The sequence below is a fragment of the Blastococcus sp. SYSU DS0552 genome, from assembly GCF_054050815.1.
Window position 1 is genome coordinate 107,011 of the sequence record NZ_JBJHAB010000008.1, and the last position, 19,748, is coordinate 126,758.

At 71.6% G+C, this 19,748-nt stretch carries 19 protein-coding genes and 3 tRNA genes; 12 read left to right on the forward strand and 10 right to left on the reverse strand.

Annotation, left to right across the window (positions count from 1 at the left end):
* The first annotated feature begins 2 nt into the window (after positions 1-2).
* Genes ACI8AG_RS10365 through ACI8AG_RS10375 form a run of 3 tightly spaced genes read left to right on the forward strand, consistent with a single transcriptional unit; the run spans position 3 to position 1,521 of the window.
* A complete protein-coding gene (locus tag ACI8AG_RS10365) occupies positions 3-212 on the forward strand; it encodes a hypothetical protein (RefSeq protein ID WP_456596967.1) in 210 nt (69 codons plus the stop codon).
* Positions 209-733 carry an ArsR/SmtB family transcription factor gene (locus ACI8AG_RS10370; RefSeq protein WP_456596968.1) on the forward strand — a complete coding sequence of 175 codons (525 nt, stop codon included), beginning with the start codon at positions 209-211 and terminating at the stop codon, positions 731-733. Before ACI8AG_RS10365 ends, ACI8AG_RS10370 begins: the two co-directional genes overlap by 4 nt.
* The gene (locus ACI8AG_RS10375) at positions 730-1,521 is read left to right on the forward strand and encodes a M23 family metallopeptidase (RefSeq protein ID WP_456596969.1); all 792 of its coding nucleotides are present in this window, start codon (positions 730-732) and stop codon (positions 1,519-1,521) included. The genes ACI8AG_RS10370 and ACI8AG_RS10375 overlap by 4 nt, the downstream gene beginning before the upstream one ends.
* Positions 1,522-1,588: 67 nt before the next feature.
* Here the strand turns inward: ACI8AG_RS10375 and ACI8AG_RS10380 are convergent.
* From ACI8AG_RS10380 to ACI8AG_RS10410, 7 genes are all read right to left on the reverse strand, one after another.
* Positions 1,589-1,661 (reverse strand) — tRNA-Glu (locus ACI8AG_RS10380).
* 98 nt (positions 1,662-1,759) lie between these two features.
* Positions 1,760-1,832: transfer RNA gene (locus ACI8AG_RS10385), tRNA-Glu, on the reverse strand.
* Between the two features lie 44 nt (positions 1,833-1,876).
* Positions 1,877-1,948, reverse strand: a tRNA-Gln gene (locus ACI8AG_RS10390).
* Positions 1,949-2,027: 79 nt separating this feature from the next.
* Positions 2,028-2,924, reverse strand: a complete 897-nt coding sequence (locus tag ACI8AG_RS10395) for a CPBP family intramembrane glutamic endopeptidase (RefSeq protein ID WP_456596970.1) — start codon at positions 2,922-2,924, stop codon at positions 2,028-2,030.
* Positions 2,925-3,229: 305 nt separating this feature from the next.
* A complete protein-coding gene (locus ACI8AG_RS10400; RefSeq protein ID WP_456596971.1) occupies positions 3,230-4,018 on the reverse strand; it encodes a hypothetical protein in 789 nt (262 codons plus the stop codon).
* 1 nt (position 4,019) lies between these two features.
* On the reverse strand, positions 4,020-4,409 hold the full coding sequence (locus tag ACI8AG_RS10405) for an S-adenosylmethionine decarboxylase (RefSeq protein WP_456588331.1): 390 nt from the start codon (positions 4,407-4,409) through the stop codon (positions 4,020-4,022).
* A gap of 98 nt (positions 4,410-4,507) precedes the next feature.
* Positions 4,508-6,826, reverse strand: coding sequence for a putative bifunctional diguanylate cyclase/phosphodiesterase (locus ACI8AG_RS10410; protein WP_456596972.1), 2,319 nt, complete (start codon positions 6,824-6,826; stop codon positions 4,508-4,510).
* A gap of 199 nt (positions 6,827-7,025) precedes the next feature.
* On the opposite strand from ACI8AG_RS10410, the gene ACI8AG_RS10415 reads away from it, so the two are divergent.
* From ACI8AG_RS10415 to ACI8AG_RS10435, 5 genes are all read left to right on the forward strand, one after another.
* Positions 7,026-7,310 (forward strand): hypothetical protein, encoded by a 285-nt coding sequence (locus ACI8AG_RS10415; RefSeq protein ID WP_456596973.1) that lies wholly within the window; start codon positions 7,026-7,028, stop codon positions 7,308-7,310.
* Between the two features lie 855 nt (positions 7,311-8,165).
* The gene (locus ACI8AG_RS10420) at positions 8,166-9,371 is read left to right on the forward strand and encodes a glycosyltransferase (RefSeq protein WP_456596974.1); all 1,206 of its coding nucleotides are present in this window, start codon (positions 8,166-8,168) and stop codon (positions 9,369-9,371) included.
* A complete protein-coding gene (locus tag ACI8AG_RS10425; protein WP_456596975.1) occupies positions 9,371-9,544 on the forward strand; it encodes a hypothetical protein in 174 nt (57 codons plus the stop codon). The genes ACI8AG_RS10420 and ACI8AG_RS10425 overlap by 1 nt, the downstream gene beginning before the upstream one ends.
* On the forward strand, positions 9,541-11,055 hold the full coding sequence (locus ACI8AG_RS10430; protein ID WP_456596976.1) for a hypothetical protein: 1,515 nt from the start codon (positions 9,541-9,543) through the stop codon (positions 11,053-11,055). The genes ACI8AG_RS10425 and ACI8AG_RS10430 overlap by 4 nt, the downstream gene beginning before the upstream one ends.
* Positions 11,052-11,921: a polysaccharide deacetylase family protein gene (locus ACI8AG_RS10435; RefSeq protein WP_456596977.1), complete on the forward strand. Its 870-nt coding sequence runs from the start codon at positions 11,052-11,054 to the stop codon at positions 11,919-11,921. The genes ACI8AG_RS10430 and ACI8AG_RS10435 overlap by 4 nt, the downstream gene beginning before the upstream one ends.
* On the opposite strand, the gene ACI8AG_RS10440 is transcribed toward ACI8AG_RS10435, so the two are convergent.
* From ACI8AG_RS10440 to ACI8AG_RS10450, 3 genes are all read right to left on the reverse strand, one after another.
* On the reverse strand, positions 11,879-12,847 hold the full coding sequence (locus tag ACI8AG_RS10440) for a hypothetical protein (protein WP_456596978.1): 969 nt from the start codon (positions 12,845-12,847) through the stop codon (positions 11,879-11,881). The two genes, ACI8AG_RS10435 and ACI8AG_RS10440, sit on opposite strands and share 43 nt — an antisense overlap.
* Positions 12,848-12,992: 145 nt before the next feature.
* Positions 12,993-13,820 carry a hypothetical protein gene (locus ACI8AG_RS10445; protein WP_456596979.1) on the reverse strand — a complete coding sequence of 276 codons (828 nt, stop codon included), beginning with the start codon at positions 13,818-13,820 and terminating at the stop codon, positions 12,993-12,995.
* Between the two features lie 351 nt (positions 13,821-14,171).
* A complete protein-coding gene (locus ACI8AG_RS10450) occupies positions 14,172-14,969 on the reverse strand; it encodes a hypothetical protein (protein ID WP_456596980.1) in 798 nt (265 codons plus the stop codon).
* Positions 14,970-15,881: 912 nt separating this feature from the next.
* On the opposite strand from ACI8AG_RS10450, the gene ACI8AG_RS10455 reads away from it, so the two are divergent.
* Genes ACI8AG_RS10455 through ACI8AG_RS10470 form a run of 4 tightly spaced genes read left to right on the forward strand, consistent with a single transcriptional unit; the run spans position 15,882 to position 19,743 of the window.
* Positions 15,882-16,358: a serine O-acetyltransferase gene (locus ACI8AG_RS10455; protein ID WP_456597040.1), complete on the forward strand. Its 477-nt coding sequence runs from the start codon at positions 15,882-15,884 to the stop codon at positions 16,356-16,358.
* A gap of 1 nt (position 16,359) precedes the next feature.
* Positions 16,360-17,625, forward strand: coding sequence for a lipopolysaccharide biosynthesis protein (locus tag ACI8AG_RS10460; protein ID WP_456596981.1), 1,266 nt, complete (start codon positions 16,360-16,362; stop codon positions 17,623-17,625).
* Positions 17,626-17,678: 53 nt separating this feature from the next.
* Positions 17,679-18,740, forward strand: a complete 1,062-nt coding sequence (locus tag ACI8AG_RS10465) for a hypothetical protein (protein ID WP_456596982.1) — start codon at positions 17,679-17,681, stop codon at positions 18,738-18,740.
* Positions 18,703-19,743 carry a glycosyltransferase gene (locus ACI8AG_RS10470; protein WP_456596983.1) on the forward strand — a complete coding sequence of 347 codons (1,041 nt, stop codon included), beginning with the start codon at positions 18,703-18,705 and terminating at the stop codon, positions 19,741-19,743. The genes ACI8AG_RS10465 and ACI8AG_RS10470 overlap by 38 nt, the downstream gene beginning before the upstream one ends.
* The last annotated feature ends 5 nt before the right edge of the window (positions 19,744-19,748 follow it).

A 19,748-nucleotide genomic window follows, 5' to 3' on the forward strand; every position in this document is an offset into this window, starting at 1 on the left:
GTATGCACCGCACCGGGTCCACTCTCGTACGCACGCTCCGAGGTGCCCTCGCCGGCTTCGTCGTCGGCTTCGTCGTGGGCCTGCTGGTCCACGTCGTGGACGACGCCGCGGTCAACCCGTTCTTCTTCGGGTCGATCGGCATCGCGGTGGGCGCCGGGCTCGCCGGCGACCGGCCGCGGCAGGAGAACGACCGGCCGGTCGACGCACCATGACCGACGAGGACCGCTTCACCCGGATCGAGCAGCGCCTCGCCGCACTCGAGTCAGCCGCGGAGCGGGCCGGCCGGCCACCCGCGGCACCGGCGGAGACCGGGTCGCGGGAACGGTTCTGGGCGCTGGACGGCCTCGCCGAGGACGCGGCCGCCCTACCCGGTGGCGCCGTCGTCTACGCGGGCTCGGTCCGCCTGCCCAGCGGGGAGCAGTACGCCTGGCAGCGCACGCACGGCGCGGAGGATGCGCTCGGCGACGGCTCGGCCGACGCGGAACTCGCCGCCGAGCTGTCCGCGCTGGCCCACGCGGTCCGGCTCCGGCTGCTGCGGGAGGTGCTGGCCGGGACCCGCACGACCGCCGGGCTCGCCGCGCTCCCGGGACTGGGCACGACCGGGCAGCTGCACCACCACCTCCGCCAGCTCACCGCAGCGGGGTGGCTCCGCGCCACCGCCCGCGGGAGCTGGGCCGTGCCCGCCGAGCGGGTGGTCCCGCTGCACGTCGTCCTCGCGGCGGTGTCGTCGTGAACCCGCGCGTCCTCGCGGCCCGGTGCCGCGCCCCGCTGGCACCGGCCGGCGTCCTGCTCATCGCCGTCGGCGGGAGCGGCGTGCCCGCGGCCGCCCTCGCCGGGTTCCTGCTCATCGTCGGCTTCCTGGTGCTCGACCGGGTGCGGCCGCCCGAGCACCCGGTGACGGTGGTCGAGCCGCCGGTCGCGGGCCGGTGGCGGGCCGTCAACTCCCCCGCCTCCAGCGTGCCCTCGCACGGCACCAACGGGCTGGGCCAGACATGGGCCATCGACCTGGCGGCCGAGCCCGGCGACGGAGCGCGTCCCGCGTTCGGCTCCGGCGGTCAGTGGCGGCGGCCGACCGACTACCCGGCGTTCGGCCGGCCGGTGCGCTCCCCCGTCGACGGCCTGGTCGTGCGGGTCCACGACCGCCGTCGCGACCACCGGGCGCGCAGCGGGTGGGTGTCCCTGATCTTCCTGCTGGTCGTCGAGGGCTTCGTACGCCAGGTGGCCGGCACGCGGTGGATGCTGGGCAACCACGTCGTCGTCCGCCGGGACGACGGCACCCATGCTGTCCTGGCCCACCTGCGCCGCGGCTCGGTGCGGGTGGCCGTCGGCGACCGCGTCGCGGCCGGGCAGCAGGTCGCGGAGTGCGGCAACTCCGGCAACAGCAGCGAACCGCACCTGCACGTCCAGCTCACCGACTCCGCCCGGGTGGCCGCATCCTGCGGACGCCCGATGGCCTTCCGCGCGGCGGCGCCGGACGGCTCCGACGGGCTCCCGGGCAACGACGAGCTGCTCCAGGTCTGAGCCCGCCGCTCAGTGGCCCGGGAACGGCGAGAGCCCCCGACCGGGTGGTCGGGGGCTCTCGATCGCGTAGCCCCGAAGGGATTCGAACCCTCGCTACCGCCGTGAGAGGGCGGCGTCCTAGGCCGCTAGACGACGGGGCCGTGCGGAGAACATCTTGCCATGCCCGTTCCCGGCCCCCGCAGCGGGGGCCGGGAACGGCGAGAGCCCCCGACCGGGTGGTCGGGGGCTCTCGATCGCGTAGCCCCGAAGGGATTCGAACCCTCGCTACCGCCGTGAGAGGGCGGCGTCCTGGGCCGCTAGACGACGGGGCCGTGCTGTGTCACTGCTGTACTGCAAGAGGAACCAGGCTTCCTCGCTGGGGTACCAGGACTCGAACCTAGACTAACGGAACCAGAAACCGTCGGGCTGCCAATTACCCCATACCCCATGGGTAGCACCTCGCGGCGCCGGAGAGAACTGTACCCGACGCTGCGCGGGCGGGTGGCACCACCCCCCCGGTCGGCGGGTCAGCCGGCCGGGGCGGGCGCCGAGCCCCGCGGGAGGCGCAGGTCCAGCGCGGGCGTGTGCAGCTCCGGCCGCGCCCGCCGCCGCCACCGGGCGACGAGCAGGACGTAGCCGCCGAAGCCGACCGCGGTGAGCGTGAGCGACACCGGAACCAGCCCCGCCGGCACCACGTCCGTGGCCACGGCATCACCCAGCAGCGCCACCAGCAGGAACAGCACCACGTTGTTGACCGCGTGCAGGACGACCGCGGCCTCGAGGCCGCCGGTCAGCCAGACGACGGCGGAGGCGGCCAGGGCGAAGGCGAAGCGGTCGAGGAACGTGGCGAGGTCCGGCGGGAGGTGCGCGAGGGAGAAGAGCGCGCCGGTGACCACCGCGGCCACCACGGCACCGACGCGCGGGCTGCGGATCCAGCCGGCGATCGCCTGGCTCAGGTAGCCGCGGAACAGGTACTCCTCGGCCGCGGACTGCAGCGGTGTGGTGAGCAGGACGACAGCCAGCAACCAGCCCCACGAGGGGACCGGCCCCGTCACCTCGACCTCCTCCGCGGTGATCCCCAGGAGCACGGAGAGGCCGATCACGACCCCGATCGAGGCCAGCGCCAGCAGCGTCAGCCGGGGCAGCAGCCGCCACCGGAACCGGGCGAGCACCGACGACGACCAGCCGGGGCGCATGCCGTGCGCCACGGCCCAGGCCAGCCACACCACCGGGATGCCCACGGCCAGGGTCGCGTTGGTGACCAGCAGCGTGCCCGGGTCGGTGAGCTCGATCAGGGCCAGGTCGGGGCTGAGGCCGGTGAGGATGCCGATCACCCCGAGCAGCGCGCCGGCCACCAGGAAGACCACCCCCAGCAGGAGCAGCCCCAGCAGCGGCCGCCACCAGGCCCAGTCGCGGGTCCGCATGATGCGCAGGTACGGCTGCGGGACGTCGTGCGGCGGTGTGCCCGGCGGGAGGGCCCAGCCGGCCGGGGGAAAGGGCGCCGGGGGGAAAGGAGGCGGCGGGAACGGACCCGAGCCATACGCACCCGGCGGGAACGGACCCGGGGCATACGCACCCGGCGGGAACGGCGCGGGCGGCTGCGGCCAGGGCGGGACCGGGAACCGCCCCGGTTCCGGCCGCAGGGTCGGGGGGGGGGGGGGGGGGGGGGGGGGGGGGGGGGGGGGGCCCCCCCCCCCCCCCCCCCCGCACCCGGTGAGCCGTCGGGGGCCTACGCGGGCGGGTTCGCGGAGAGCTCGGGACGGCGGGCCGTCGGCGGCCGCCATCCGGTGGTGTCCCGGCGGAACGGCTCCGCGAGCGCCGGCTCGGCCGGCTCGACGAGGACGCCGCGGGTCGCTGCCAGGTCGGCCGGGTCGACGGTGATCGAGCGGAACACGCCGTGGTCCAGGGCCGGCGCGAGGTCCGGGCGGGCCGCGTACACCTCCGCTTCCGCCGTCCGCACGACGAAGACGCACGGGGTGCTGGCGGGGGAGCCGAGGTAGGGCTGGGAGGTCGCGCCCGCCATCGTGTGCCAGGGCAGGCCCATCGCGCGCACCAGCCGGTGCACCCGGTCGTCGAGGATGGTGACCATGCCGGGGATCCCGCAGTTGCGGGCGTACCGCCAGATGCCGTGGCACAGGGCGACGCTGACCTCGGCGCCCGCGGCGCCGGCGCGGTACCGGGGGTCCACGGCGAGGCTCGCCACGTCCCACACGGTGCCGGGCTCGAGGCCGACCGTGCCCAGGCTGTCGGCCACGGGCAGCCGCCAGGGGCCACCCGCCACGTCGACCAGGGTCTTCACCGGGCTGTCGCCGGCGGTGATCAGCCGAGCGGTGCCGAGGGCGGCGCCGCTCTCCTCGTCGATCACCGCGACGAACCGCGACCGCGCCTCGTAGTCGCCGTACTCCTGCTCCAAGAGCTCGGGCGTGTTGCCGAAGGCCTGCAGGAAGACGTCGGCCTCGACCTGGCGTGCGGCGTCCCGTTCGGCGGGGGAGTGCGCTACCAGCAGACGGAGGGCCATGTCAGAAGGACTTCGCGACGACGGTGCGGGCGGCGAAGAAGTCGGCGGTGAACGCCACGGCGACGTCGGGGTCGAACGCCTTGCACGTGTAGATGTCGACGGAGAAGAACAGCCGCGGCTGCTCCCAGGCGTAGAAGTGCGCGCCCGAGGTCTCCCAGTGGATCCAGCCGGCCCAGCCGTAGAGGTCGGAGCGGTGCGTCACCGGCTCGAGGAGCTGGACCATGTCCACCTCCCGGGAGAGGGCCGAGAGGTACGTGCGGATCTGGGCGTCGTCCACGGGCGCGGCCGGGTAGCCCTCGATCACGAGTCGCTGCCGGAGGATCTCCGGAGCGAGGTCGCGCCAGGCGACAGGGGAAGCGAGCAGGTCAGGGGCAGGGGAAGGCGGCGTCACCCGCTCATAGTCCACAAACGGCAACGCTGCGTGGCGATCGTGGTCGGCGTGTCGCCCGGTCGCGCGTCACCCCCTGGTGTCCTCCTCACCCGGCGGGGTCAGTCGGCGGTCCACCCCCGGCTCAGCTGCGGGATCAGGGCCGCGTCGACGAGCCCGGAGTCGGAGGCGGCCAGCCAGTCCAGGAAGTCCTCGACCGGCATGGGGCGCGCGAGGGCGTACCCCTGCGCGACGTCGCACCCGAGGCGGGCGAGCGTGGCACTCGTCGCCAGCGTCTCGACCCCCTCGGCCACCAGGCTCAGGCCGAGGGCGTGGGCCAGCGCGACGGTGCTCTGCACGATGGCCGCCGCCCGCGGGTCGCGGTCGACGTCGGCGGTCAGGCTGCGATCGAGCTTGAGCTCGTCGGCCGGGAGGTGCCGCAGGTAGGCCAGCGAGCTGTACCCCGTGCCGTAGTCGTCGATGGAGGTGCGCACGCCCGAGGCGCGCAGGTCGGCGAGCACCGTGCGGCCGCGCTCGGGATCGGCCATGAGGGTGTCCTCGACGAGCTCCAGCGTGAGCGCCCGCGCGGGCAGGCCGTGCCGGTGCAGCGCGGCGGCGACCTTGCCGGCCAGGTCGAGGTCGGTGACGTTCGCCGCCGACAGGTTCACCGACACCGGCACCTCACGCTCGGGCCACCAGCGGGCGGCCGCGGTGAGCGCCAGTTCGAGCACCCGGTCGGTGAGCGGTCGCAGCAACCCCGCCTGCTCGGCCGCCGGCAGCAGGTGGGCGGGGGAGAGCAGTCCCCGGGTGGGGTGGTTCCACCGGACCAGCGCCTCGGTGCCCACGATCCGGCCGTCGCGCAGATCCACCTGCGGCTGCAGGAAGACGCAGATCTCGTCCCCGTCGAGGGCGGTCCGCAGCTCCTCCATGGTGCGCAGGCGGTCGCTGCCGGCGGTGCCGGTGACGGGGTCGGGCACGTAGACGTGCACCCCCTCGCGGGCGCGCTTGGCGCTGTACATGGCGACGTCGGCGCAGTGCAGCAGCTCCTCGACGGTCGCCGCCGGGGCCGGCGTGGTGGCGACGCCGATGCTGACGCCGACGTGCAGCCGGACGTCGGCGACCGTGAACGGTGCGAGCAGCAGCTCGCGCAGCCGTTCGGCGAGCGCCCGCGCCTCGTCGGCCGCCGCGGCCGGCATCAGGACGGCGAACTCGTCGCCCCCGAGCCGGGCCAGGACGTCGCCGGCGCGCAGGGAGCCGAGCAGCCGCGGCCCGATCTGGCGGAGCAGGTCGTCGCCGGCGGAGTGGCCGAGGCTGTCGTTGATCTCCTTGAACCCGTCGAGGTCGAGCAGCAGGAGGGCGGCGGGCTGCTCTGGCGTGGCCGAGGCGACGACCCGCTGGGCCCGTTCGATGAGCGCCCGGCGGTTGGCGAGGGCGGTGAGCTCGTCGGTGCGCGACTCCAGCTTGACCTGGTTGTACCCGCGCACCTCGCGGAAGGTGACGGCGATGCGGACGACGCCGGCCAGCACGCACCCGATGGCCAGCCAGCCGGCGACGTCGGGCACGGGCTGCGACCAGGGGCTGAGCACGACGAGGCTGGCGACCAGGCAGGCGAGCGGCACGGCGAGCAGCCGCCAGCCGGTGCGGGAGCCGCCGCTGCGGAGGAGTCGGGGCGGCTCGACCGCGCCCGCGGCGGCCGCGGCGGCCAGGACGACGGAGAGGAGCCAGCCGAGCTCCAGCGGCCCGCCGTCGACGTAGGTGCCCTGCACCTTGAGGCCGAACAGGATGAGGTCCGACAGGCAGATCAGGCCCAGCGCGGCGCCGAGCAGCACGAAGGTGCGGTCGAGGCGCACGCCGAGGATGCCGCCGACGGCCATGACCATGCCGATGAGCAGGATCGTCGTGATCGGTGCCGCGAGGTCGACGGCCGCCACCGGTCTCTCGCCGGGGTCGGTCAGCAGGTAGGGGCCCAGGAGGAAGGCGACGCCGGCGGCGAGGCTGCCGAGGGCGGCCACCACCCCGTCGAGCCACATGCTCGGGTGGAAGCGCGGCACCCGGGTGCGGATCAGCACGACGACCGGCACGTACATGGCCAGGTAGGCCACCAGCATGACCGCGTGCGAGAGGGTGGACGACGGTTCGTTGCCCTCCAACCCGGCGGAGAGCACGCGCAGCACGTTGCCGAGCGCGCCGAGGGCCAGGGCGACGGCGAGCGTGCCCCAGGCGATCCGCTCCGACCGCACCCGCCGGGCCGCCATGACGCAGACGGCCGCGGCGGCGAGGTAGGGCAGGTTGTAGAGGACGACGTCGTAGGTCCGGTCCCACGCCGCGCCGGCCGGCCGCGGCCCGATGCCGGTGGCGAAGAGCGCGACCAGCCCGATGGTCAGGAGCAGCGCGCGGCCGGGGCGCCGCCGCAGGGCAGCGTCCTGGTCTGGCTGGTGCATGGCAGGGGCATCGGCCTCGGGACGGCGCGGGTTCACCCGTCCCGAGGCCCGGATCACCCGGAGGGGGGAGCCGCCGCGCTGTCGACCGGGCAGCGTCACGGACGCGACCTCGGCTGCCGATGAGATAGGTGTGGGGCAATCCGATGAGCATGCAGCGGTACTGCCGTGGACGGTGGATCACGATGCCGACCCGGCGACGATGAGCGCCACGGTCGTCCTCCGCAGTTCCGGAGCCGAGAGCTACGGCCGCCACGCCGCGCCGCCGTCCGCGTACGGACCGGCCGACGTCCACCGCTTGGCTCCCGTGCCACCTCCCCGTCTCCGTCCGGCGGAGTGGGTGGACGGCGGGGACGCGGCGGTGGAGGCCGCCGACGACGTGGCCGAGGCCGCCGCCGTCACCGGCGCCCGGTCGTCGGACGACGAGGTGCCGGCGAGGGTGACCGGCTTCCTGGCCCGCCTCCGCCTGCTCCCCCGGGCGGCATAGCGCAGGAACAGCGCCAGGTGCCCTGGCTGCAGCGGCTGCCGGCGGAGTCGCCCGATCGAGGGTGCCGATCCGTCGGCACGTGAGTGATCTACCTCACGGCACCATGTCGCACAGCCGATCGGATCACGGCTCGTGGTAGGCGCGCGGCCTTCTTCGAGCGGTGAGCCGAGGCGTGGCGGGCGAGGTCGTCGGTGGCGGGTCGTCCGGATCCGCGCACCGTCAACGAGATCGACAGGGCACAACTCGTTCGTTCGGGCCTGCATGTGTGCCGTGCCGCTGCATTTCCACCGCAGTCCACCACGCTTCTCGGTTCGGCGCAGACCGTGGGATCTCGCGGTCGAGCCGCCTCGGACCAGCCGGCACGTCCTCGCACCACTGCTCCTACCAGCCGGTTCTCCTCGGGGTGGGTGCGCCGGCCCGGACCGGACGGGAGTGCCGAAGGGGCGCTCCGCAAGGGCGGGGAGGCGAGCGAGGGGAATGGGCGATGAATGCGCGAGGGGCTCGGGGGAAATGCGACGAAAAAGGCTCGTGCGGCAGAAACTCAGAGTAACGATGCCAGGCTCGCGCGGCCCGGCGCGCGGTCGACCCGGGGGCGAACGTGCACGTCACGCGGCTGTGACCGAAAGTTGGCGATGACTCAGCGTAGTCAGTTGAGCGCACAAAGATCGCGCCGGTAAAGCCTTTCCCGACCACCCTTCCCCGTCATACGTTCTCGGCGCCTCCTCTCGTTGCCGCGGTGAGGAGGAACGTGCGGGATGAAGATCCGTGAGCCCGAGGCGCACGTGCCGGGTCGCTCGCGGCAATCGGGGGGATCCGGTGGGAACTGCAGGAATCGAGGGCGCTCGCACGCATCCTGTGGACGGCCTCGGCCCCGCCGCGGAGGCGCGCACGACGTTCGCGCCGGAGATCCCCCGGCAGTACCGCTTCGAGTCCAACGCCGCGGTGCTGGCGCCGGCCGAGACCCCGCGCACAGCGCCGGAGCCCGGCAGGGGCGCCCATCGCCGGCAGGCGCGCGTCACGGCGGTCATCCCGGCGCACAACGAGGAAGTCGGCATCGCGCAGACGATCGCGAGCCTCCGCCGGCAGACCATGCCACCCCAGCGCATCCTCGTCGCGGCCGACAACTGCACGGACGGCACGGTCGAGATCGCCCGGGCCTTGGGCGTCGACGTGCTGGAGACCCGGGGCAACACCGCCAAGAAGGCGGGCGCGCTGAACCAGGGGCTGGCGCTGGTCCTGGCGGCGCTCGAACCCGACGACGTCGTCCTGTCGATGGACGCCGACAGCCGGCTCAGCCCCGACTTCATCGAGCGCGGGATGCGCTACTTCGAGGCCTACCGGAAGCGCGGTGGCATCAGCGGCTCCTACGAGGCCGCTGACCACCCGTCGCGGATCGGGCTGCTGCAGAAGATCGAGTACGCCCAGGGGCTGCGAACGGTGCACCGCCGCGCGGGCCGGATCCACGTGCTCTCCGGGGCGGCCACCATGTTCACGGCGGAGGCGCTGCGGGCCGTGGCTGCCGCCCGCGGCTCCGCGCTGCTGCCCGGCGTGCCGGGGCAGGTCTACCACGAGGCGTCGCTCACCGAGGACTACGAGCTGACCGTCGCCCTGCAGCGGCTCGGGTACGACCCCCGGTGCGCGCCGGACTGCACGGTGGTCACCGACATCATGCCGACCTGGTCGGACTGGCGGACACAGCGGCTGCGCTGGCAGCGGGGCACGCTCGAGACGCTCATGACGTACGGCTTCGTCGAGCACACGCGCAAGGCGTGGCTGGTCCAGGTGTGGACGTACTTCCGCAGCCTCGTGCCGCTGCTCATGATCGCTGCCTGGTCCTACGCGCTGGCCCTCGAGGAGCCGTCGCTGCACCTGGTCTGGCTGGTGATCATCCCGGTCTTCGTCCTCGACCAGGTGCTGGCGTCGTGGAAGGCGGGCCGGCGGGGCCGCATCTACGCGGCGTTCCTGCTCCCGATGGTCGTCTACGACATGGCCCAGTCGATCGTGAACTGGCAGGCGCTGTCCCGCGCGCTGCACGGCGCCGAGCCCGAGTGGATCACCTGATGGACGCCGGATTCCCCGCTCTCCTGGAGCAGGTGAGCCACGACGGGTTCATGGGCGCCACCGCCGTCCTGACGGCGGTCACGGTGCTGATGCTGTCCCTGGCGGTGCGACGCATCCTCCCGAAGAACGACCGTGACGACACCCTGCCGGCGCGCGAGGAGGGACGGCGATGACCGTCACCCCCGCCGCGCCCTCTGGCACCTACCGGGCACCGCACTGGCACGACGCAGTGCTGCTGTCCCTCCCCGCACGCCTGGTCCGCCCGGTGAGCCGCCGGTGGATCGCCCGGCTCCCACTCGTCCTGACGGCCGTCGTGCTCGCGGTCCTGGCGCTGCGGCTGCGCAACGGCGCCTCGGCCGACGAGGCGCTCGCCGTCAACACCGGCCGGGACGTCATCGGGCAGTGGATCGCGGAGGCAGCGGCCGGCGTGCCCGTCGAGGCGCTGCCCGGCGCTCCCTTCCTCTACCCCGTGCTGGCCGCCGCGCTCGACAGCGTCGGCGGGCTGTTCCTCGTCCGCGCGTTCGGGCTGGCCTGTGTGGTCGCCGCGATGGTGCTGCTGTCGGGCGCGGTCGCGGCGCGCTTCCCGCACCGGGCGGGCGTCCTGACGGCGGTCGCCTTCGCGCTGAGCGCGCCGGTGGTGTTCGTCGCGGGGCTCGGGACGGCGGACGCCGTGGCGCTGGCCGGCCTGGCGGCCGCCCTCTGGGCGATCGCGGCGCGCGGCGGCGCCGCATCGGCGTTGGGAGCCGGCGCCCTGCTCGCCCTGGTGCCGGTCCTCCAGTACTCCACCGCCCTCCTCGTCCCGCTCGTCCTCGTCGCGGGTGCGGCCCTGGCCGGTGCCGGTGCGCTCCGCCGGACGGCTCTCGTCGGCGGCACGGCGATGCTCCTGACGGGCATGGTGCACCTGCTCGGAGCGGGGCCTGGCACGCGGGCGTGGACCGACATCCTCGGCAACGTGCCGCTCAGCCCGCACCCGTGGACCGGGCTGGTCGGGTGGCTCGTGCTCGACATCGGGATCCTCGTGCTGCTGGCCGGCGCCGGGGCGGTGCGGCTCGCAGGCACGGGCAGGTCGAACGCGCTGCTGGCGGCGGTGCTGCTCGCCGGGAGCGCGGTGTTCCCGGCCGCGCAGCTGTGGACGGGCTCTGCGGTGGCGTTCGACCGCAACCTGGCGTACTCGGCGCTCTTCCTGGCGCCCCTCGCCGGACTCGCGCTGACCCGGCTGTCGCGGGGCACGTGGCGGCTGGGGCCGGTGCTGCTGATCCTGCCCGTGCTGGTGCTGTTCGGCGTCTCCCGGTCGGGGGCGGTCTACGCGGCCTGGCCGGACGTGCGGCCGGTCGTCGCCGAGATCCTCGACGACCCCGCGGCGGGGTCCTACCTGGCCAGCGGCACCGCCGCGGAGGCGCTCGAGTACTACACGAACGACCGGCCCGCGGTGCAGTGGGCCGACACCTACGGGCTCTACGCCCGCGGCGAGGACGCCGTCCGGGTGGCCATCGAGGACCTCGACTACGAGGCGATCGTCCTGCACACGGCCAGCACCGGCTCGCCGGCCGAGGATGCCATGGAGGAGGTCATCCTCACGGCGCTGCACGACAACTACACCGACTACGAACTGGTGGCGACCATCCCGGCCTCGGGCGTCGCCGACGCCGACGTCTGGCTGCTCTACCGGCAGGTGGCCCGGTGAGCCGCCGGCGGCGGATGCTGCTGGTCGCACTGGCGGTCGTGCTGGGGCTGACCTTCACCGGCTACCGGGTGGTCTCGGACGTGTCGGGGAGCGAGGTGGCGTCGGCCGCACCGGCGTCGGCGGGTGAGCCGGTGGAGCTCCGCCCCCTCACCAGCGACTGCTCCGGCGGGTACGTCGTCCTCAGCTTCGACGACGGCCCGCGGCAGCACACCGGCGCACTGCTGGACCGGCTCCGCGACCTGGGCCTTCCCGCCGTCTTCTTCTGGAGCGGGCACAACATCGAGGGCCGGGGGGAGCTCGTCCGGCGAGCCGTCGCCGAGGGGCACGTCCTGGGCAACCACACCCAGTCGCACGCGAACCTCACCACCGGGGAGCTGCCCTCCGGCGAGCAGGTGGCGCCGTGGGGCGACGCGCAGATCCGCGAGGAGCTGCGTCGGGCCAACGAGCTGCTGGTGGCCGAGGGCGCCCCGGTGCCCGACCTCTACCGGCCGCCGTACGGGGCGGTGAACCAGCAGGTGGACGACGTCGCGCAGGCGCTCGGGCTGCGGCTGGTCATGTCCTTCGGCCGGGACGCGAGCGACAACCTGGTCGACTCGCACGACACCGAGGGGATCTCCGCCGAGGAGATCGCGGCCAACGTCGTCGGGCCGATGCGGGACGGCTCGATCATCACCATGCACGACGGCCTGGGGCAGGCGACGCTCAACTCGATCGAGGCCCTGCAGCCGATCGTCGACGCGATGAACGAGCGCGGGCTCTGCGCCACCACCGAGGTGCGGCCCGATGCGACCGGCCGGATGCTGGAGCCCGGGCCGACCGCGGTTCAGGTGCCGAGCTCGGCGCCGAAGGCCTCGGCGAACGGGTAGCCCTCCGCGCTCTCGATCGTCATGTCCCACACGTAGGCGCCACGCACCCGGACTCCGGCGTCGGCGAGGGCGCGGTAGGCGGCGAGGTACTCCTCGACCGGCATCTGCCCCGGGTCGCCGAGCGCGGAGCCGGCATAGGTGGTGCCGATCGTGAACCGGGACGGTTCGAGTCCGCGGTCGACCAACCGCTGCGCTGTGGCCACGATGTCGGCCCGGCGCTTCTCGGGGGTCTGGGCGAAGTCGTAGAACTGCGGCCCGTAGAGGTCGCAGACCCGGCCACGCCACGTCCGGCCGTCCACGGTGGCCTCGCCCTCGGCCAGGGCGAAGTCCTCGTACAGGCGCAGGCCCGGCTCGGCGGAGACGGTGACGGCGAAGTCGGCTCCCCGGCTCGCCTTGAGCCGGGCGCTGGCGCTGACCAGGGCCCGTAGGTCGGTGCCGGCGCCGCCCTGCTCGAGGTCCCAGTCGACGCCGACGCAGCCGTAGGTGTCGCAGATCCGCTCGATGCTGCTGACGACCTCGTCGACCTGCTCGTCGGTGCGCACGACGATCCCGCCGTCCTCCGCGCCGCCGACGGAGAGCAGGACCGCGGCGCCGCGGGCCTGCACGGCCGCGATGTCGGCGCGCATCTGCTCGGGGGTGACGCCGCTGCCCTGGTCGGGGTCGAACTCGAGCCGGCCGGTGCCGGGCTGCGCGCTCGTGGCGAAGGCGAGGAAGAAGACGGTGACGCGGTGGCTGGCAGTGGTCAGCCGGGGCGAGCCGTCGGCCCGCCAGTACTCGGCGACGACCGCCCGGGGGAGGGGATCCACCACGGACGCTCCCTCGGGCTCACCTGTCGAGCGCACTGCGGTGACCACTCCGATCGCGACGGTCAGCGCGACGACGCCGACGAGGAACGGCACCGCCTTCCGGCGGCCAGGAGAGAGCACCGGCACCCCCTCCTGCAGTCGTCCGCGCCCGGGGGTGCCCGGCAGGCGTGCGCGGGCACCCGCTGGGGCCGATCCTAGGAGCCCTGCCGGGCGACCCGGATCCTTCGGGAGGTCGCGTGCCCCCTGTGCCGCGCGGCCCGTGCCGTCACTGGCAGACGGGCACGGCGAAGTCGGTGTTGTGCAGGTACGGGCCGCCCGGCGGATCGCCGTTCATGTAGGAGTTCGCCGGCGTCCAGAGGCCGTTCCACGGCTCGGTCTCGACCAGGTACCAGAAGCCGTCGGGGCTGACGCTGGGCACGCTCGGTGCGTAGTAGCGGCAGCGCACCAGGATCCGGGTGTGCGGCGGGATGGCCGGGCCGCGTCCGGAGAGCGTGCGCGGGTCGGCGAAGGTGTTGGCGCCGATGCTGCCGGCCTCCTCCTCGACGAGCGTGCCGTCGCCGGTGCTGGGCAGCGGCACGTCCACCAGGCTGTCGGTGGAGTCCGCCGCGGCCGCCTCGGGGGCGCCGTCGCCGATCACGAGGGCGGTGAGGGCGGAGGAGAGGACCGCGACCAGCACCAGGGCGGCAGCCATCAGCGTCCAGGTGGGCTGCCGGCGCCGCTGCGGTGCCGGGTCGGCGCCCTCGGCGGCGGGCTCGGCAGCCGGCTCGGCCGGGGCCACCGGAACGGCGGAGGGCCCGCGGTAGGGCCCGCAGGACTCGACGAGTGCCGGCACCCCGGCCGCCTCCGGGTAGCTGGGCATCTCGGCCCGCGCCCACGTGTCCAGCTCGCGGACGGCGCCGGTCACCTTGGTGCGCGGGTAGCTGCCGGCCATCCAGTTGTCGAGCGTGCGCGCGCTGACCAGCCCGCCGGAGCGCTGGACGAGCTGGTCCTTCCCACCCGCCGCCGCGATCAGCCAGCCCACCTGCGCCACGAAGGGATCGAACGCCGGGGTGGTGGCCGCCGGCTCCCGCGGTTCGCCCGTCGACCCGCTCATCCGGCCACCCCCGTAGCTCCCAACCGGTTGCGGGGCAACCTAGCGCAGCGGGCGGCGATTTGGCGCAGGCCGCACGCAGATGGTGCTGCGCTCAATCTGCGGGCGGCTTGCACCGCGCCGTCGTTGCCGCGGTGGCGCGGCGCGGGGTTCAGTACGAAGTCGTCCGCATAGCGAGGGTCTGGAGCACGCCGTCCTCACCTCGGCCGGGCTGACCAGCACGGGGGTGGTCAGCCCGGCCGAGCAGACCGATGGGAGCGGCGCAGTGGCCCTGACCCCGCCGCTGCGCCCACCCGGCGGGGGACGGCCGGGTTCGTGCAGCTGCCGCCGAATGCGCAGGGCGCCCGTGGCCAGTCAGCGCAGCCGGCTGTCGATCGACTGCTGCCAGGCCAGCTCGTCGATGACGGCGCGCTTCTCGACGTCGTCGAAGCGCACGTCCTTCCACCGGCGGCGCTGCTCATCGCCGAAGGCGCCGCCGCGGTACCACTCGCCCTTGCGGGTCAGAAACCACGAGCGGCCGTGATAGTCGGGCCCCTCGAAGGCCCAGCCGGTCAGCCGGGTGAGCCCCGTGCGCTGGGTTTCGGGCTCACGCGCGTAGGGGAGCAGGTAGAGGCAGACGTCGGTGAACTGGGCGGCGGTGAGCCGGCGGAGCACGTGGACGGCGGAGCGGACCTGCTGCTCGGTGCGTGCCTCGTCGCGGGCGTAGAGCAGCCAGACGGCGTCCTCGTCGGCGAGCTCGAGCAACGTGGTGCGCTGCCGCAGGCGCTCGGCCTCCGCGGCGGCGGCCTCGGCCTCGCGGCGCTTCTCCTCGGCGACGGCGGCCGCGCGGGCACGCAGGCGGGCGTTGGCGAGGTCGCGGTCGCACACCCGCCAGCCCTGCCACAGGTCGGAGTGGTCGGCGCAGACGGCGCGGGTGCACTCGGTGCACTCGCCCATGGCGGGTTCGCCACAGCGGCAGGTGGCGGCGGCGTCGTCGTCGCGGGTCTGGAGGTAGACGGTGCCGCAGCGCCGGGGCGCGGCCGGCGCCGCTACGGGGTCCGTACCGGAGGGGGCACCGACGAGCTGGTCGACGCGGACGTCGGCGTCGCACCGCCAGTAGCCGGGGAGGATCTGCGCGCGCGTGGCCGTCGCCCCACAGGAGGGACAGGGCATGCCGCGAAGGGTAGGAGCGGGTGCCAATCCCGACCGGCGCATCCGGGCCGTGTCGGGCCCGCCCGGTCTCCGCTGTCACAGCTGTCCCGGCCGTTCGCCCACCGGCCCGTGCCGCCCGTCGGCTCGGGGGCGGCGGGCCTCTGCGGTGGCTTCCCGCTCACAAGTGCGCCGTTGCCCCGCTGGTTGTGGCAGGTTGCCTTTAACGCACGCCGGCCGTCGGCTCAGCCGCCGCGGCTTCGGGCCCCATCTCCTTTGAGGAGTGGATCCGCGAGGGTGGCGGCAACCATGGCAACCGTGGTCGCGGCGGTGCCGGGCACGGCCCAACGCAGGCGCCGGAAGCGCTGGCTAGTGGGCGGTGCGATGTCGGCTTCGGTGACGGTGCGCTGACGGTGGCGATCAGCCAGTCCGCCTGAATGACCAATGAAGCCGCGGGCGTCGCGGCCTGCTCATCCCGCTCGTCGTGCAACCCCGTGCTCGACGCGCTGGTGGGCAGCGGAGCGGACGCTGATGCCCTGATCGGACCGCGGCGCCGCGTTGCACCCGCGGTTGCCGTCCGCCGTGGTACAGACAGCAGTCGCGCGCCTCGCCCCAACCGAAGCGGAGGCATACCCGCCTAGGGGGACACGGAAACCGCGTACCGGGATGGTCCCCGCTATCGAGAGACCGCTAGCGATCACTACTGGATCAGGTAGCTGGTTCGGCGTAGACAGTTGGCCGGGGAGAGCGAGGCATCAGTGAACAGACGCAGCTTTTGACCTCGTCCCCCGTTGTGGTTGGCACACGGGCCCAACGTAGCGCGTCGTCGTTCACTCTGAAACTATGCCGACGGCTAGCCCACTGACCGGGCATGGCGACGCCGGCTTGCGGGAACGGGGAGCAATGGACGGGGACAACGGCGCGATGCAGAAAGCCATGGAGGCTCTGCGTGCTGATCTTCGCGCGAACAAGGGGCACCCGAAGGAACAGTTTGTTCTGGTGTCCCTCCGACTCAGCCAGTGGGCGCGCGCGCGCAGCCGACGACTCGGCACGGTGGCTACTCTAGTTCACCGGCTTATCACCGAGGTTATTTACGGCATCGAGCTTCGTCCGGAGACCTCAATCGGAGGCGGACTGCGCCTGTTTCACGGATACGCCACAGTCGTGCACACGGGAGCCGTTCTTGGATCGGGCGTCTCTATTCATCAGTCGGTAACAATCGGTCTCCGTCACGCTGGCGGCCAGGCTCCCGTTCTCGGAGATAACGTCAACGTGGGCGCAAGCGCTCTGATACTCGGTGGCGTCCACATCGGAGACGGGGCAACCATTGGAGCGGGTGCCGTCGTTCTGAACGACGTTCCCGCTGGCCGAGTAGCGGTAGGAAACCCCGCTCGAATCCTCCCTTCCGCCTAACGTGCGGGGAACAGTCGTCGCGAGACTGAATACCGCCACCGCCAAAATCCTTAGCGGCACGGTATTTGGCCAGTTGGCGCTCGTGGCTGTCACGCCATTTTTGACGCGCATCTATGACCCCGCAGTCATCGGTCAGTTCCAGATTGCGTTCGCAGTCGCAGTCATCACCCAATATGCCTGCACACTCGGAGTCGAATTCAGGGTTCCTCAGCAATCCGATCCCAACGTGGCGAGTGGCCAGTTGAAGCGGGCGACGCTGTCGGTGGTGGCTCTAACTTTGCTGGCCCTAGCCACCGGCATCGCTTTCCTGGCAAGCGGATTACCCTCCATCGGGCTAGGAATCGTAAGCGTATCCATCATCAACGCCGCATACTGCTGGGCTGCATTAGACAATGCGCGACTTGCTCGACTGAACGAACCATCCGTCTTGGCGGCGAGGAGTGCGACTTACGGCATCTCGGCGGCGGCCCTTCAAGTTGTTCTCGGCCTCGCTTGGCCCACCGTAACGAGCCTAGTAGCCGCGATCCTGATTGGCCGGATGCTCGCCCATCTTATCCGGCCCGCGAAACGGGGCGCCCGCTTGCCTCGTCGAGGGTCCTCAATGCCCGTCGTGGGCGTTAAGGAAATCATCAGTTGGCCCGCGGCGGTGGTCCTCTCAAACGTCGCTGCTCAATCCCCGCTCATTGTCGTCGGCGGCCTGGCCGGGGCGGAGGAGGCCGCCCAATTGGCATTGGCGCAGCGCACTGCGGGGGCGCTGGCCACGGTTCTGGGAGCAGGGCTAGCTCAGAGCTTCGTGGTCCGTCTCTCGAGTATGCTGCTCAGTCACGCATCGACGGTCCCGGCCTACGTTAAGCGGCTGCAACTCAGGTTGATCGCTGTGGGCGGAATCTTGGCCATCCTCGTGGCAGTCTCCGCGCCGGTCGTAATGCCAGTGGTATTCGGCGCCCAATGGGGCGAGGCTGGCATTCTGACCTCGATCTTGGCCATCCCCTATGGGCTTCAGTTGGTTGTCAGAGCAACCTTACCGATCTTCCCCGCGATGGGGTTTTCCGCCAGACTCGCTGGACTGCAGTTGGTTAGGGTGCTCTCGGCCGCAATCGCGATGCTGGTCACATGGGCCATGACTGGCAGCGTCCGGGGGACGGTCGCAGGATTTGCCGGTGTTTCTTGCCTCGCCCTCATCTGGTCCGTTATCGCCACACAGCAAGTGGCCAATAAAGCCGTATCCGCCCGACATGTCCACGAGGACGGTGTGGCTTCGCTGTGACTAGTGGGATCGGCAAGACTTACCTGTTGTTGTGCTCAATAGTGCTGGGGGCCGTGATCGGCACGTTCAACCGATCACTTTTGTCGCCAAACTTTTTCAAGGACTCCGCAAGACTGGAGCTCTTCATCGAGGGAGGGCGCTTAGCCAGTAAGGACGGCTCCTATCGAGGTACGGCACAGCTGTATCGATTGCTCGGGTTGACTGGGTCGGAGGCGTTCGCCGGCGCATGCGGGTTCGCTCTCTTTGTCACCCTGACAGTGCTGGTTGCATACCAGGTCGGATACGCTGCCGGCGGGGTGGTAGACGTGGTTCTGTACTGCCTCCTGCCGATAGTAGCTGGCGTCTTCTTGTTCATGTACACGAAGGAACTATTCGTTGTTGCACTGTTTGTCGCCCTGGTCAGTCTACCGAAGAATATCGCGGCGGAAGCACTATTCGTTGCACTAATGATCGGGTATGCAGCCGCCGTCCGACCTTACTGGTTCATCGTGGCCGCGCTCTATATCGGGTTTCGCGCGCTTTCCAGGTGGCCCCGCTGGGTGCCGCTGGGAGTACCGATCGCATGTGCCGCACTGGTTGCAATCTTTAACGTGGTGCTGGACGTGCCAGTGAACCACTACAGGACAAGCGTACTGGAGGACATATCCGTATTCCCGGCTTCGGCAATCTCGGACCCGGTGTCTGGTGACGGTCTGGTGGCGCAGTTCGTTAACTCACTGCACGCTGTGGTCGTACTCCAGTTCCCGTATCCGCTAATCGCCGGTGGTAGCGTGACCCACCTGGGTGCTGGGTTCGTCATCGCGGCGACGTGGGCTCTGTTCTGGTGGCGCAGTCAGTACTGGCGAGGTGACTGCTGTGCGAGCACCTCCTGTGTGAGGGTGGCCAGGTATGCGGCGATATCGTTGGCCTATCTGGTGACATTAAGCCTCTTTGAGCCAGACTTTGGTTCCTATCTCCGGCATTTGCTCCCCGCGCTGCCGATCGTGCTTGGCTTCGCCCGGCTTGTTGGAGGACAACGTGGCACGTCGAATCTTGCATGTAACCGAGGCGGCAGCAGCTGGGACGCTGACGGCCATAGTGGAGTTGTCGCGGGCTCTAGCAGCAGCCGGGGATGAGGTCCGGATTCTGTACGTCCGTGGTGATGGAACGCCCGCTCGCGATGAGTTGCAAGCCGCAGTCGGGGCCCGGGTAGAACTAGCTGAGATGGTCGCGGTTCGGCGGGGACCTGGGCTCATTCTAGCGTTGCGAAGGGCCGTGACTGAGGAGACGAGGGCGTGGCAGCCCACTATTGTGCATTTGCACTCAACGTGGGCTGGTATTGCGGGACGACTGCCGTCAAGTGCAGCGCAACGTCTTCGTACCGTCTACAGCCCACACGGGTTCAGCTTCCTGCGAAAGGACTTGCGCTGGCCAGTTCGGGCATTCTTCTGGCTCGTAGAGGCGTTACTTGCCCGTAGGTGTGCTGGTCTCGTTCTCGTCTCTGAGGCCGAAGCTGCGGTCGCTCAAAGTCTACTGGCCCGCGACCGGCTCGCTGTTCTCCTCAACCGTGTGGTGGTTGGCCCGGCACCTGTCCGTACCGAATCAGAGAAGCCGAAGGTCGTGACCGTTGGCCGGATCTCGGCACAGAAGGCTCCTTGGCGGTTCGGTAATCTGGCTCGGCTCATGGGTGACTTGGCCGAGTTCGAATGGATTGGGGACGGTGAGCCAAGGGAGCGCGAACGGTGGCTGGGAGGTTCGCCCGTCCGAGTGTCGGGCTGGGTGGCTCGTGAGGAAGTGATCCGCCGACTCAAGGGTGCCGACGTATTCGTGTTGGCTTCGCAGTGGGAGGGCCTGCCGATGGCACTCCTCGAATCGCAGGCATACGGCGTGCCTTCGGTTGTCTCCGATATCCCACCGAACGCAGAGGTGGTGAGTCACGGAAGCACGGGATTCGTCTGCGCCGGATTCGATCAACTACAGGCATCCGTCCGGCAGCTTGTAACGGACAGCCAGCTACGCGACCAAATGGGCAGCAGAGCGCGAAAGCGCATCGCAGAACGGTACAGTCCGGATTCGTTGGCGGAGGATGCGCATCTCGCGTACGACCGGCTCGTAACAGAAAATGGGGAAGCTCTGTGACCACG

Bases quoted from the DNA above. Each gene is read 5' to 3' on its own strand.
- ACI8AG_RS10415 (WP_456596973.1), top strand. From the start codon at position 7,026: ATGAGCGCCACGGTCGTCCTCCGCAGTTCCGGAGCCGAGAGCTACGGC.
- ACI8AG_RS10425 (WP_456596975.1), top strand. From the start codon at position 9,371: ATGGACGCCGGATTCCCCGCTCTCCTGGAGCAGGTGAGCCACGACGGG.
- ACI8AG_RS10410 (WP_456596972.1), bottom strand. From the start codon at position 6,826: ATGCACCAGCCAGACCAGGACGCTGCCCTGCGGCGGCGCCCCGGCCGC.
- ACI8AG_RS10395 (WP_456596970.1), bottom strand. From the start codon at position 2,924: ATGCGGACCCGCGACTGGGCCTGGTGGCGGCCGCTGCTGGGGCTGCTC.
- ACI8AG_RS10400 (WP_456596971.1), bottom strand. From the start codon at position 4,018: ATGGCCCTCCGTCTGCTGGTAGCGCACTCCCCCGCCGAACGGGACGCC.
- ACI8AG_RS10445 (WP_456596979.1), bottom strand. From the start codon at position 13,820: ATGAGCGGGTCGACGGGCGAACCGCGGGAGCCGGCGGCCACCACCCCG.
- ACI8AG_RS10455 (WP_456597040.1), top strand. From the start codon at position 15,882: ATGGAGGCTCTGCGTGCTGATCTTCGCGCGAACAAGGGGCACCCGAAG.
- ACI8AG_RS10430 (WP_456596976.1), top strand. From the start codon at position 9,541: ATGACCGTCACCCCCGCCGCGCCCTCTGGCACCTACCGGGCACCGCAC.
- ACI8AG_RS10450 (WP_456596980.1), bottom strand. From the start codon at position 14,969: ATGCCCTGTCCCTCCTGTGGGGCGACGGCCACGCGCGCGCAGATCCTC.
- ACI8AG_RS10370 (WP_456596968.1), top strand. From the start codon at position 209: ATGACCGACGAGGACCGCTTCACCCGGATCGAGCAGCGCCTCGCCGCA.
- ACI8AG_RS10365 (WP_456596967.1), top strand. From the start codon at position 3: ATGCACCGCACCGGGTCCACTCTCGTACGCACGCTCCGAGGTGCCCTC.